The organism is Pseudoalteromonas sp. 2CM32C (assembly GCF_023161925.1).
Classification (GTDB): Bacteria; Pseudomonadota; Gammaproteobacteria; order Enterobacterales; family Alteromonadaceae; genus Pseudoalteromonas; species Pseudoalteromonas marina.
On the sequence record NZ_JALNTI010000001.1, the window covers coordinates 661140 to 674593 of the forward strand.

General features: G+C 40.2%; 11 protein-coding genes. 1 reads left to right on the forward strand and 10 read right to left on the reverse strand.

The genetic code is table 11. The features are described 5' to 3' along the window. Positions 1-3: 3 nt before the first annotated feature. The 7 genes from cysN to rfaH all read right to left on the reverse strand — a co-directional run bounded on the left by cysN (position 4) and on the right by rfaH (position 7769). Positions 4-1437: a sulfate adenylyltransferase subunit CysN gene (gene cysN, locus MTF67_RS03135; protein ID WP_248518679.1), complete on the reverse strand. Its 1434-nt coding sequence runs from the start codon at positions 1435-1437 to the stop codon at positions 4-6. 55 nt (positions 1438-1492) lie between these two features. After that, positions 1493-1831, reverse strand: a complete 339-nt coding sequence (locus MTF67_RS03140; protein WP_248518680.1) for a four helix bundle protein — start codon at positions 1829-1831, stop codon at positions 1493-1495. A gap of 105 nt (positions 1832-1936) precedes the next feature. Beyond that, positions 1937-2863, reverse strand: a complete 927-nt coding sequence (gene cysD / locus MTF67_RS03145; protein WP_282447093.1) for a sulfate adenylyltransferase subunit CysD — start codon at positions 2861-2863, stop codon at positions 1937-1939. A gap of 105 nt (positions 2864-2968) precedes the next feature. Further along, complete coding sequence (locus tag MTF67_RS03150) at positions 2969-5200, reverse strand: polysaccharide biosynthesis tyrosine autokinase (RefSeq protein ID WP_248518681.1); 2232 nt, start codon at positions 5198-5200, stop codon at positions 2969-2971. A gap of 15 nt (positions 5201-5215) precedes the next feature. Next, positions 5216-5650, reverse strand: coding sequence for a low molecular weight protein-tyrosine-phosphatase (locus MTF67_RS03155; RefSeq protein ID WP_039036312.1), 435 nt, complete (start codon positions 5648-5650; stop codon positions 5216-5218). A 10-nt stretch (positions 5651-5660) separates the two neighbouring features. Next, positions 5661-6773 carry a polysaccharide export protein gene (locus tag MTF67_RS03160; protein ID WP_039036311.1) on the reverse strand — a complete coding sequence of 371 codons (1113 nt, stop codon included), beginning with the start codon at positions 6771-6773 and terminating at the stop codon, positions 5661-5663. Between the two features lie 516 nt (positions 6774-7289). After that, positions 7290-7769, reverse strand: a complete 480-nt coding sequence (gene rfaH, locus MTF67_RS03165; protein WP_039036310.1) for a transcription/translation regulatory transformer protein RfaH — start codon at positions 7767-7769, stop codon at positions 7290-7292. Between the two features lie 327 nt (positions 7770-8096). On the opposite strand from rfaH, the gene MTF67_RS03170 reads away from it, so the two are divergent. Further along, positions 8097-9482 (forward strand): MBL fold metallo-hydrolase, encoded by a 1386-nt coding sequence (locus tag MTF67_RS03170; protein ID WP_248518682.1) that lies wholly within the window; start codon positions 8097-8099, stop codon positions 9480-9482. Between the two features lie 366 nt (positions 9483-9848). Here the strand turns inward: MTF67_RS03170 and MTF67_RS03175 are convergent, their stop codons facing one another. The 3 genes from MTF67_RS03175 to MTF67_RS03185 form a co-directional block, all read right to left on the reverse strand. Next, on the reverse strand, positions 9849-11783 hold the full coding sequence (locus MTF67_RS03175) for a nucleoside-diphosphate sugar epimerase/dehydratase (RefSeq protein WP_248518683.1): 1935 nt from the start codon (positions 11781-11783) through the stop codon (positions 9849-9851). A gap of 162 nt (positions 11784-11945) precedes the next feature. After that, positions 11946-12494, reverse strand: a complete 549-nt coding sequence (locus MTF67_RS03180) for a sugar transferase (protein WP_039036307.1) — start codon at positions 12492-12494, stop codon at positions 11946-11948. A 28-nt stretch (positions 12495-12522) separates the two neighbouring features. Then, positions 12523-13452, reverse strand: coding sequence for an NAD-dependent epimerase/dehydratase family protein (locus tag MTF67_RS03185; protein WP_248518684.1), 930 nt, complete (start codon positions 13450-13452; stop codon positions 12523-12525). Positions 13453-13454: the final 2 nt, after the last annotated feature.

Here is a 13454-nt window from a genome sequence, read left to right on the forward strand (position 1 = left end):
TACTCATAGAATTGGTTTTGCATTCCATTCAGGGTAATAGTCACAAACATATTTATTCAAGGCAATTTCAGCCTCGGTATATTTGCGGGCTGCTGGCTGCGGGTTGCGTGCTTCAAGCATGGTATTAGTAATCATACCCGCACCTACAGTTACATTAGTTAGACGGTCAATTATAATAAACGAGCCTGTGCCTACCACGTTTTTGTAAGTGTCGATCACTACTGGGCTTGCGGTTTCTATTGTACAGTTTGCAATTTCGTTTAATTGCAGCTCGCTTGCTTGCAGCTCATTGAGGGTATTTACATCAATACGGTGGTTTATCGCACTGATTGTACCAAATGTGTTTTTAGTGCCAATTTTTAGCTCGTATTCTTTACCTGGTTGCATAGCAGCGTCAGCCATCCATACAATATTGGCAGCAAAACTTGTTGTGCTGGTAGGTTGTTGCGCTTTGTTACTTGTAGTACGGGTAATTACATCGCCACGGCTTATGTCTATTTCATCAGCAAGTGTAAGTGTAATCGCTTGGCCAGCAAACGCCATTGGCAAGTCGCCGTCGGCCGTTACTATGCGCTCAACACTCGATGTTTTACCTGAAGGGTAAGCTGTTACTTTGTCGCCTACATTAATAACACCACTGGCTATAGTGCCGCAAAAGCCGCGGAAATCTAAATTAGGGCGGTTTACGTACTGCACAGGTAAGCGGAAAGTATCTAGGTTTTTATCATCGCTTATGGTTACTGTGTCTAACAGTTGCATAAGTGTGGCACCTGGGTACCAGCTAAGGTTTTCACCTTTGTCTACCACGTTGTCGCCATTAAGCGCCGATATTGGCACAAACCGCACGTCTGGTATGTCTAGTTGCTCAGCAAATGCTTTGTAGTCGGCTTTAATTTGGCGGTAAACGTCTTGGCTGTAATCAACTAAGTCCATTTTATTAATGGCGACTATTACATGTTTAAGGCCAAGGAGTGATGCAATATAGCTGTGGCGTTTAGTTTGTGTTTGTACGCCTTTACGGGCATCAATCATCACAATAGCAAGGTCGCAGTTAGATGCACCGGTTGCCATATTACGTGTATATTGCTCGTGCCCTGGGCAGTCTGCAATTATAAATTTACGCTTTTCGGTTGCAAAGTAACGGTATGCTACATCTATTGTTATGCCTTGCTCGCGCTCAGATTGTAAGCCATCAACTAATAAAGCTAGGTCAAACTCGCCACTGGTGGTATTAAACTTTTTAGAGTCACTTTTAATAGCGGCCATGTGATCTTCAAAAATTAATTTTGAGTCGTGCAGTAAGCGGCCAATTAAGGTTGATTTACCATCATCTACGTTACCGCAGGTTAAAAAGCGCAGTAAGTCTTTATTTTCGTGTTGTTTTAAGTAACCTTCAATATCGGTTTCGAGTAGGTTAGCTTGTGTTTGTTCGGTCATGATAATCCTATTTAGCTTTAAGCTTTAAGCTGTAAGTTGTAAGTAAAAACAGCAGCTATATAAGTTTGTTTTTAAGGCTATTGAGCATGGCAGATAGCTCTCTGGTTTCAACAAGCCATTCTTGTGCCTGTTGCTTTGGGAGATAGCCGATATCAATGCCTATATAAATTTGTGTTCTTGCTTCTGATAATGACGATCGTGCAATATCCAAAAAGCGTTTCTTTTCTTTAACACTTTCTCGTGTCATTCCCTCCGCAATGTTACTGGGCACGGAAAGTCCTGAGCGTGTCAGTTGATCTCTAAAGCCAAAGTCTTTTAATGATGCCGTTACCTTATATATCTCTGCAGAAAGTCGAGCTGAACGTTTCCATACGTCCAAATTTTCAAAATTCATGAAAATTCATTTTAAAGAAGTTATTAATTCTGAGCTTTGAGAGCTATATTACGACGTCTGTTACTTATGACTTACAGCTTACGGCTTCAGGCTCCTAGCCTTCGGCTAGAAGTACCCTTCCATTTTCTTTTTCTCCATTGAGCCGGATGAATCGTGGTCAATTACACGGCCTTGGCGCTCAGAGGTTTTTGTCAGCAGCATTTCTTGAATAATTTCGGGTAATGTTGTGGCATGTGACTCAACAGCACCTGTTAATGGGTAACAACCTAGCGTTCTAAAGCGTACCATTTTTTGCATGGGTACTTCGCCATCGTTAAGTGGCATGCGTTCGTCATCTACCATTATTAATGTACCGTCGCGCTCTACTACTGGGCGTTCTGCTGCTAGGTATAGTGGTACAATGTCGATGTTTTCTAGGTATATGTATTGCCAAATGTCGAGTTCGGTCCAGTTACTTAGCGGAAATACACGAATGCTTTCGCCCTTTTCTACTTTACCGTTAAAGGTGTTCCACAACTCTGGACGTTGGTTTTTTGGGTCCCAGCGGTGGTTTTTATCGCGGAACGAGTAAACACGTTCTTTTGCGCGTGATTTTTCTTCATCGCGGCGCGCGCCGCCAAAGGCTGCGTCAAACTTGTATTTGTTAAGCGCTTGCTTTAGGCCTTGGGTTTTCATTATATCGGTATGCTTTGCACTACCGTGGGTAAATGGCCCTACGCCTGCGTCAATCCCTTCTTGGTTTTTATGTACAATTAGGTCAAAACCCAGCTTTTTAGCCATTTGGTCTCTAAACTCAATCATTTCTTTAAACTTCCATGTGGTATCTACATGCATTAAAGGAAATGGTGGTTTTGCCGGAAAAAACGCTTTCATTGTTAAGTGCAGCATTACTGCTGAGTCTTTACCTACTGAGTAAAGCATGACTGGGTTATCGAACTCAGCCGCTACTTCACGAATAATGTGAATAGACTCAGCCTCTAGTTGCTTAAGATGGGTCATCCTAGCTTGTGAGATTTCCATTTGTTTCTCCAGGGTATTAAGTTTTAAGCTGTTAGTTATGAACTACGGGACACTAGCGACAAGCATCGAGCTGCTAGGCTCAGGCTGCGAGAATCGTAGCCCGTAGCCAATATTCATCTATTTATCTGATTTATATTCGTAGTTGTAGTAACCATAGTACCCGTAGGCATTACTGGCTTTTTTAACTACGCCATTAAATACTAGGCCTTTTACATCTATGCCGTTTTGTTCAAAGCGATTTCGCGTTAGCTCTATTTCGCGAACATGGTTTTGGCCAAAGCGTGCTACTAATAATGTGGTACCACAATGCGCGCTTACTATAGCTGGGTCGGTTACGGCTAATATTGGCGGGGTATCTATAATTACTAGGTCGTAGGCTTCGCTAATTTGTTCAATAAATTGACTAAAGTTGCTATGCATTAACAGCTCTGACGGATTAGGTGGTATTTGCCCGCGCGTGATTACATTTAAGTTTTCAACTTTGCTTGCTTTTGTTATTTGCGCTAAGTTTAAACGGCCCGATAGGTAATCACTTAGGCCGTCGTCCCACTTTAAACCAAACTGTGTTTGTAAGTAGCCTTTACGCATATCGGCATCAACTATAAGTACTTTTTTACCACTTTGCGCCAATACTGTGGCCAAGTTTACTGATATAAACGATTTACCTACACCTGGGCTTGGGCCCGATATCGCTATTATATTATTTTTTGATTCGATCATCGCAAAATGTAGGCTGGTACGTAAGCTACGTAATGCCTCTATGGCTAGGTCTGCAGGGTTATCTACTGCGAGTATTGATTTGGCTTTTCCTGCTTTTGTTTTTTTAGACTTAGCTCCAAACCCTACCAATTTATCTTGGTGATCTGAGTGTGGCACACTTGCATATACGTTTATACCTAGGGCTTCTATTTCGCTTGGATCTTCAACGCCTTTGTGCATAGCTTTTTGTATAAGCACTATAGCAACCGCTAAAAAGCCCCCTAGTAACGTTGCAACTACTGCAATTAAAGCTTTTTTAGGTTTTACGGGTTCGGTTGTATCTACCGCTGCAACATCAACAACACGTACGTTACCTACGGTGCCAGCACGCACTATGTCTAGCTCTTGTGTTTTACTAAGTAGTAGCATGTAAATTTCGTTACCTACTTCTACATCTCGTGTTAAACGCAATAGCTCTTGTTGGGTTTCGGGTAGGTTACTTACTTCAGCAGTTAGCTGCGCTTTTTCTGCTTGTATTGATTCTATTTGCTTAATTACACCTTGGTATGCTGGGTGTTCGCGCTTAAATTTACGGCTAAGTTCTAGGCGCTTTAGGTCAAGCTCTTGCAGGGTTGTGTCTAGCTCTACAATTTGTTCAAGAATTGCTTGTGTTTCTAGTGTAATGTTTACCGACTGTCGCTTTTTTTGGTAGTCGTTAAAACGCTGCTCTGAGCCTTCTAGCTGCTTTTTAACCTCTGGCAGTTGTACCTCTAAAAAATCGAGCGACTTTTTAGCCTCTGCGCTGTTGCGCTCTACGTTTCGGCGTACGTAAATATCGGCTACTTTATCAAGCACTTTTTCAGCGTGCGATGCATTTTTATGCTCGTAAGCAAGAGTAATAATGCCTGAATCTTTTCCTTTTTCGCTGGCCGATATTTCTTGCTGTAGTTCAACTACTGTGCGGTAACGGTTGTTTTTTACTAAGGTAAACACCGTACCAGGGCGTGCATTTAAAGCACGAACTGTAAGGGCATAAAAGCCTGCGGCTTCGTCTTTACCTACTGTGCCGTTTAGTACTGCATCGCCATCTGGGTTTAATAATTCGTACTGATTGTTTTGTTTTATGTGTAATTCAAACTCTTTGCCTTCAAATGCTTGGGGCACTATAAACCTAAATACGTTTATAGATTCACCGCCCCATGCATAGCTACTTGCACCTAGGAGTGGGTCGGCTACATCGTTTGGTTTGTTGGCTACAAATCCTCTGTAAAACTTGCCACCAATAATAGGAAATAATTTAGGCTCGGCTATTATATCAAGTTTAAGCGCGTCAACCGCCTCGCCAATTACACTGCGCGATTTTAATAGCTCTATTTCGGTTACGGCCTCACTTGAGCTCTCAAACATACCTGCCATGTCATCTAAGCCAGGTACTGAGGGGCTACTTTCTTCTACTTGTATGAGCGCTGTGGCTTTGTAAATGGGTGTACTAAATACAGCTACAGCCACCCCTATTATTGCAAATAATACAGTTACTAAAACTATAAAGTATTTACGGTCGAGTAATGTGCCAAATAACGCAAGGAGATCTATTTCTTGTTCGGTTGATTTATTTTGATTATTGGTTGGAGCTGAAGGCTGAGGGGTCATTTACTTTGCCAATCCTTATAAATACTTTTGCCAAGCGCTACAAGCGCTATCGATTAATGCGTATACGTGCTCAAAAGCCTCTTGGCTTTGGCGGTAAGGGTCTGGTATTTCGGCGTTGTTGATCCATTTACCTAATAAAAATGTTTTACCGCGCGCTTCGGGGTAGCGTGCGTGTAAATCATTTAAATGTCGTTCTTCCATAACTAATATTACGCTATTTTGCGCAACGAGTGCCGATGTAAGCTGGCGACCTTGATGGGTATCCATATTTACACCATGAACTTGGGCAATTTTTTTTGCCATTGCATCTGCTGGCTTACCTTCAAGCGCTGTTAACCCCGCAGACGACACTTTTATATTTTTACCTTCCAGCTTTTGCTTTAATACATACTCGCCGGTTGGGCTGCGGCAAATATTGCCGGCACACACAACTAAAACAGAATCAAACATTATAGCTGCCTTAGTTGTTTATATCGTTTAAGTTATCAACGGTAGCTACCGACGGTAATAGTAAACTTATTACGCGGTTCCAACGGGCCAATGGGGCTGATGTTACATATACTATATCGTGCGGCTGCAGTTCAAACTGCTCGGCCAATACAAGTGCTGCAATGTTTTTTGCATGAAGCTGGTATACGTTTGCAAGCACACCTGTTTGCTCTAAATTACTTTTACGTAAAACGAATACGCCGTTTGCATCTGCTGTATTTTCATTTAAGCCGCCCGTGTCGCTTAATGCTTGTGCTAGGTTTAAGCCATAACGGTTAAGCGTAACCGACCCTGCTCGTTTTACATCACCTAATACAAATACTTTTTGTTGATCGTTTCGACTAACGTGCACTATATCGCCATGTTGTAGTAAGCGATTTTGCGAAATATCACCATGAGCATAAAAATCATCAAGCTCTATTACTTCTGTTTTGTCGCCACGGGTAAACGTTACTGTACGCCAATCGGCTGATTCGGTTAGGCCGCCAGCTTGATTTAGTGCATCTATCAAAGTAAGTGGTGTACTAGTGACAGGGTAAACACCTGGTTTATTTACTTCGCCAGTAACATACGCTTTTTGGCTTCTAAAACCGACTACTTTAACATCTATTTGTGGGTCTTCAATTACTCTACTAAGGCGTTTTACTAGCTGTTCACGCACTTCACTTATGGTGTGTCCTGCAGCTGGAATGTTTGGTGCGTATGCGTATGTAATGGTGCCGTCTTCTTGAACTCTAAAACCGTCAAACTCTGCGGTGCGCTGCGTACCTGCTGGTATGGTTAACTCTGGGTGATCCCATACACCTATTGTAAGTACGTCTCCTACACCTAGTTTGTATTGGTAATTGCTTACGTTTAAACCCGCGGTATTCGATATTGGCTTTGCGGCCACACGTGCTTGTTTTTGTTGTTTAATTAGTGACGAGTCAATTATTTGAATGTTTACTTTTTCTAGGTCTTGCTCAAGGTTTTGAGTTTGCTCGCCAGATTCTATGCCTTCAAAATGGCTACCTGGTACTATGGTGCAACCGGTAACTGATAGTATTGCGAGTGAAGTGATGAGTGATTTACAGCTTAACGCCATCGTAGAATCCCAAAATTATTTTAAATATTGCACTTGCCCACCAACCTTGGTGAGTACTTGTATTTTATCGGCTAATTAAAGCATGAGCTTACTTTGCACGCAAGCCGAAACACGCTTTTGCGCTTTGGCATTCCCTTAAATAAGTATTTATGCTTACTCAGTGTTTTATAAAATATAGACAGCAAACAGTGGCTGATTTACTTTATGAGTTATTAGCATTCACGCTGGCAAACTACGCGTCTACGAATAGCCACTCGGGCACGCTTCTCGTTCCAGTTCGTCGCAGAGCTCCTCTCGCTCCAGCTTGAAAGCAAGACCATTTGCTTATCTAGCCCTTCGGGCACGCTTCACGTTCCAGTTCGTCGCAGAGCTCCTCTCGCTCCAGCTTGAAAGCAAAACTATTTGCTTATCTAGCCCTTCGGGCACGCTTCCGCCCCTAGGTTGCAGTTCCTACTTACTGATAAAAGCTAAATTTTGATGAGCGGGGTAATAATTTAATACTTGCCACTAAGGAGTTTATTTAAAATCATTGTTGTCTATGCTTATTTCTACTTCTTTGTTAAGCAATTTAATTAACAAAATGCTTCGGATATCTCCATCAGGTTCTTTATATATGGCATCTATATTGTTAAACGAGTTGTTATTTACGTTTACCCTATCACCTGATTTTGGCAGTTCGGATTTAGTAGTGTACAAACGTTCACACTTTAGTTGTTCTATTATTTGTATTGGTACAATTTGGTATTTGGCACCATATGCAACAAAACTTGCTATTCCGCGTGTGTTTTTTACAGCAGAAAAGTTACCGTTTTTTGAATCAAGGAACACAAATAAATAATTTGGAAATAAAGCAGATTTTTTGATGGTCTTACGACCTTTGACCAGCCTTTCGGTAGTCAATTGGGGGTAAAATGCTTCAATCCCTTGATTATTTAAGTTGGTTTTTGCCCGCTCTTCCTGACGAGGTTTACACACTACTAAGTACCAACTTTCCATAGCAATCCTACATAACAAAATTGCAATTAACACAAGATTAAACTAAATCAGGTGAGCATTATAGCTAATACTAAACACCTATGTAAACTGGCAATTAAAATAAATAATGCCAAACTTATGCTTTGAGTACTAAGTTTATCACTAAAAATAAACTTAACCAATTATGCAACAGTCACTTAACATTGGTAACGTTTAAAATTTATTTTGTTAAATATTTTTACATATATTATTTTAAATTTGATGGGTTAACTTATTTTTGGAAAAACATTGTAAAACAGCTATTTTTACCACTTTTATTTTAACTAAATTTTAACACAAGGAGAGTGTATGCATTTATTTCACCACGGGGCTGTAAACGGTGTTACAGGCTCATGCCATGAGCTTTTAATTAATGAGCAAACAAGTGTACTTGTTGATTGCGGATTATTTCAAGGAGAGGACTCAAAAGAAGACTTAGCAATAGAATTTGATATTAGCCATGTTACTGCGCTTATTGTTACGCATTGCCATATTGATCATGTTGGCCGAATTCCCTATTTATTTGCCGCCGGCTTTAAAGGGCCAATATTTACCTCGCAAGCTTCAGCCAGTTTGTTGCCGCTAGTAATAGAAGATGCGCTAAAAGTGGGCGTAACACGCGACTCTAGAATTATAAATGCCTGCTTAAACCTACTAAAGCGACGCATTGTACCCGTTGATTTTAAAACATGGTTTAACTTGCGATGCAATGGACAGCAAAGTGCTAAAGCGCGATTTCAGCGAGCCGGGCATATTTTAGGTTCAGCCTATGTTGAAATTGACATTAAAACTCATAAGCAAAGTACTAAACCAAATAGCACTCACCGCGTTGTATTTTCGGGTGATTTAGGCGCTCCATACACGTCATTACTCCCCTCGCCTAAAGCGCCTTATAAAGCCGATACTTTAGTGATTGAATCTACTTATGGTGATAAAAATCATCAAGGGCGTAAACAGCGTACCCAAACACTTAAAAAAATAATAGAGCGTGCGGTTGCAGATAATGGAGTGGTGCTAGTGCCTGCATTTAGTATTGGCCGAACCCAAGAACTTCTATACGAACTAGAACAACTTATACATAGCTCTGCCAAGCATTCACAATGGCGAGATATACACGTAATACTCGACTCTCCCATGGCAGCAAACTTTACTGCTCAATATAGAAAGTTTAAACACTTATGGGATAACGAAGCAAAACAGAAAGTAGCCAAAGGCCGTCACCCACTTGATTTTAAAAACCTAACCACGGTTGATTCGCATAAAGAACATATGGCCATTATTAATTACTTAAGTACGCGCCAAACGCCTGCTATTATTTTAGCCGCCAGCGGTATGTGTACCGGAGGCCGAATAGTTAACTACCTAGAACGATTTTTAGGTGATGCAACCACCGATGTTTTATTTGTGGGCTACCAAGGGAGAGGCACGCTAGGCCGAGACATTCAACAATACGGCCCACGTAATGGTTATGTATTTATAAACAATACACGCGTTACCATTAATGCCAAAGTACATACCATTAGCGGTTATAGTGCACATGCCGATCAAAACGGATTAATTAAGTTTGTAACGGGTATGCGTAAAAAGCCAAGCCATATAAAAATTGTGCATGGCGATGATGATGCAAAAGCTGCATTGGCAAATAAGTATAAAGAGGTGTTGGGTGAGAGTGTTAAAATTGAAATAGGAAGTTAGCTTTAACGCGCCAGCAAGCAAGGCGCCTACGTGGCGTTAAAGCCTAATATTAGAGGTTTGAGGTACCTTTGTAGGCGTGAAGCTTGCTCACGCGAATAGTTAAATATACACGCTTTTAACGCGCCAGCAAGCATGGCGCCTACATGGTGTTAAACCTTAATATTAGAGGTTTGGAATACCTTTGTAGGCGTGAAGCTTGCTCACGCAAATGGTTAAATATAAACGCTTTTAACGCGCCAGCAAGCAAGGCGCCTACATGGTGTAAACCTTTACATTAGAGGCTTGGGATACTCTTGTAGGCGTGAAGCTTGCTCACGCGGATGGTAAAGATTTAAAACACTAACTATCGTTTATTATAAACGCTACTCAAGAACTACTTATATTAGGCAAAACAGTCACATTTGATTGGCTAGTTTGTTTTTCTTTCCAATTAAGATCGCAAATACCATCCGTAGGTGAAAACGCTGTGGGCGCTTGTAAAAGTAGCTTACGAATTTGAGGATGGTCAGACTCGTCACATGCAACTTTTAGATTAGCTAAAAAAGTATCTAATTCAGCCCATGGCATTTTTATTTCGTGAGCACTTAGAATTCTAGGATGATCAGTCCCAGTAACATTATCGCCAATCAATAACTCTTCGTATAACTTTTCACCTGGGCGTAAACCAGTACATTTAATTTCTATATCGCCATTTGGTCGTTTTTCATGCTTAACTTCAAGCCCTGACAAGTGCACCATTTTTGTTGCAAGGTCTTTAATTTTTACAGGCTCCCCCATATCAAGCACAAATACATCGCCACCGACCCCCATTGCACCAGCTTGAATAACAAGCTGAGCGGCTTCTGGTATTGTCATAAAGTAACGCGTTATATCTTGATGGGTTAATGTTATTGGGCCACCTGCTTTTATTTGCTTTCTAAAAAGCGGCACAACCGAACCCGATGATCCTAAAACATTACCAAATCTAACCATGGTAAAGCGCGTGGTGCTTTGCACCTCTGAAAGGCCTTGCAGTACAAGTTCGGCCATACGCTTGGTTGTTCCCATTATATTTGTTGGGCGAACAGCCTTATCGGTAGACACTAAAACAAATGTTTCTACATTAGTAAATATGGCTGCGGTTGCTACATTATAAGTTCCGTAAACATTGTTGCGAACACCTTCAACTACGTTATGTTCTACTAGTGGAACATGCTTGTAAGCTGCGGCATGGTATACAGTTTGAATACTAAAAGTTGAAAATGTTGATTCAAGTAATTTTTTATTTTGAATGGAGCCAAGTATTGGTAACACTTCAATATTCAGATTATTTGCAGAGCAATATTCTGAAAGCTCTTTTTCAATAGCGTATAAAGCAAACTCTGAAAGCTCAAACAACACAATTTTTGTTGGAGTATTTTTTATTATTTGCCTACACAGCTCTGACCCTATTGAACCACCTGCGCCAGTCACCATAACGGCTTTATTGGTAATATTTGATGACATTAAATCTTGTCTTGGTTTAACTGATTCTCTGCCAAGTAGGTCATCGATTTCTACATCCTTAATTGCATCAACACTTGTAGTGCCCGACACTATATCGGCCATTCCAGGTATGGTCATCACCTGTAACTTGTACTTTTCAATTGCGTTAAGTATTTCTTTACGGCGGCTTCTTGATGTGCTTGGCAGGGCAAGTAAAATCTTCTTAGCACATTTTTGCTTTGCAACTTCTGCTATTTGTGTAGATGAGTACACGCATACTCCCTGTATTACAGATAAATGCTTTTTAGAGTCATCATCGATAAATGCAACAGGTGAATATTCAGGCCCGCTAGCAAGCGCGGTAGCTAATTGCCGACCTGCAGATCCTGCACCATATATAATTACACCTTCTTTGCGACGCATGGTGATTTGCCCTACAATGGCGCGCGCTGTTAACCTTGACCCACCTACAAATAAAATACAGAAACTAGCATATATAAATGGCACAGTACGCGGAACCGCGGCACTTAAAAAGAAAGACAAAACAGTTAAATATAATGTAGATAGCACAACGCCAGCGGCAATGGCCCACATAGCTTGTGTATTCATATATCGTAGAACAGCTCTGTATAATCCTAGCTTCACAAAACTAAGTAAACTCAATGGCAACAGAGCGGCTAGTAACAACCAATTGTGTATGCTTTTTAAAACAACTACACTATCTAGCCTAAGCAAAAAAGAAAGCCAAAAAGCCACTATTATAAATACGCTGTCGATAAGGAGAGAAATAACTCTTTTTTGGGGGCGTGGTAAACTAACTAAAAACTTTAAAAACACAATACATTTCCCTGAAGCCAGCAATCATATTGCTATTCTATTGGCTACAATTTTACTACAAGATGAGCAACCAATGCACTTAATAAATAAAGACTATAGGCAATATTTTATATAGTCTTTATGTATTTAGTTATTTTTTGTAAATTTGTGTATGTTATGTTGCTATTTTACTCTATCGCCACTACCACTTCCTGTTACTGTTTGCAGTATATAAGTAAAGTAATCTTTAAGGTTTAGCGTGGCAATCATTTTTGCATCGGTTTCAGCTAACAGCTCTGGAGTAGACATATCTATTTCGCTCACTTGTGCCAAGCCAGTAATGCCAGGGCGCACATTGTATATATTTTTAGCATCACGAGCCTGAGTAAGTTCTTGCTGATTAAATAGCCCGGGACGTGGTCCAACTAAACTCATTTCACCTTTAAGTACATTCCAAAGCTGCGGTAGCTCATCTAATTTAGTTTTACGTAAAAAACCACCAAAACGAGTGATAGATGCACTGCTTGCAAGATGGCTAGCAACCGACGCTGTATCTACTGACATTGTTCTAAATTTAACTAAAGTGAAAGGTTTTTTATTACGACCAACACGCTCTTGTTTAAATAGTGGTGAGCCAGTATCGAATAAGCCAATAAGGTATAAAATCAATAAAAACGGTAAAGCAAACAATAAACCAAAAAGTGAAAATAAAAAATCGAGTACACGTATCATTTATAATTCCATATTATTAAAATAGTAGTTATTTAAAGCAACGACGAATGCCTTCTTCCAGAGTAATTGGCGGCTTCCAGTTTAATGTACTTTTAGTATGCTCAATATCAACAATTAACGAACTAGAAAATCTTTCAACGGTATCTTTTTTGCCAACTATAGAAGCTATGAGTTTTAAAAAAGATAATGGAATAGGTATCAACCAAGGCTTTTTACCTGCTGCCAACGTAAGCTTTTTCAAAAGATTTGATGTCGATATATCCTCATCATCGCTTACCAAAAATGTATGATTAACAGCATTTGGATGATCAATACATGTAACTATTAGATCAACTAAGTTATCTACAGCTACAAAGCTGCGCTGATTATTAATTGCACCCAAAGGAAGTGGTAGATTCCTCTGTGCAACATTTAAGAGTTTACCAAAGTTACCTGGAGCATTTTTACCATAAACTAGAGGAGGTCTAATTATAACGAGCTCCATATCAGTATTCTTTACTATTTTTTTTAGCGCTATTTCAGCTTCATACTTAGAAATAGCATAATTTTCAATTGGAGTAGGTTTATCGTTATATTTAAAAGGAGATGAGTTTGATACCCCATTTACTCCTATAGAACTCATAAAAATAAACTTTTTAACACCTGCAATTACGGCTTGCTTCGCTAAGTTGACTGTACCATATGTATTTACCGAGCGGAAAGCTTCCAGCGACGACGCATTACTTACCTCATGTGCTTTCCCTGCTAAGTGAATGACAACATCGGCTTCTGCAAGTAACTCACTCCAACCCTCTTTTTGATTTAAACCTGGACATAACTGAAAGTTCGGCGGCAATGGCTCTCTTGCTAACGGTATAAAATTAAGGTAGTTGTATTTAGTTAAATTTGAGCATAGAGCTTTACCAACAAAACCTTTAGCACCAGTTATAATGATTTTTTTACTAGAATTACTTGCCAATT

What these genes read in the sequence shown, in the direction of transcription:
- cysN (WP_248518679.1), bottom strand. Translation starts at nt 1,437, where the DNA reads ATGACCGAACAAACACAAGCTAACCTACTCGAAACCGATATTGAAGGT.
- MTF67_RS03140 (WP_248518680.1), bottom strand. Translation starts at nt 1,831, where the DNA reads ATGAATTTTGAAAATTTGGACGTATGGAAACGTTCAGCTCGACTTTCT.
- MTF67_RS03150 (WP_248518681.1), bottom strand. Translation starts at nt 5,200, where the DNA reads ATGACCCCTCAGCCTTCAGCTCCAACCAATAATCAAAATAAATCAACC.
- MTF67_RS03155 (WP_039036312.1), bottom strand. Translation starts at nt 5,650, where the DNA reads ATGTTTGATTCTGTTTTAGTTGTGTGTGCCGGCAATATTTGCCGCAGC.
- MTF67_RS03160 (WP_039036311.1), bottom strand. Translation starts at nt 6,773, where the DNA reads ATGGCGTTAAGCTGTAAATCACTCATCACTTCACTCGCAATACTATCA.
- rfaH (WP_039036310.1), bottom strand. Translation starts at nt 7,769, where the DNA reads ATGGAAAGTTGGTACTTAGTAGTGTGTAAACCTCGTCAGGAAGAGCGG.
- MTF67_RS03170 (WP_248518682.1), top strand. Translation starts at nt 8,097, where the DNA reads ATGCATTTATTTCACCACGGGGCTGTAAACGGTGTTACAGGCTCATGC.
- MTF67_RS03180 (WP_039036307.1), bottom strand. Translation starts at nt 12,494, where the DNA reads ATGATACGTGTACTCGATTTTTTATTTTCACTTTTTGGTTTATTGTTT.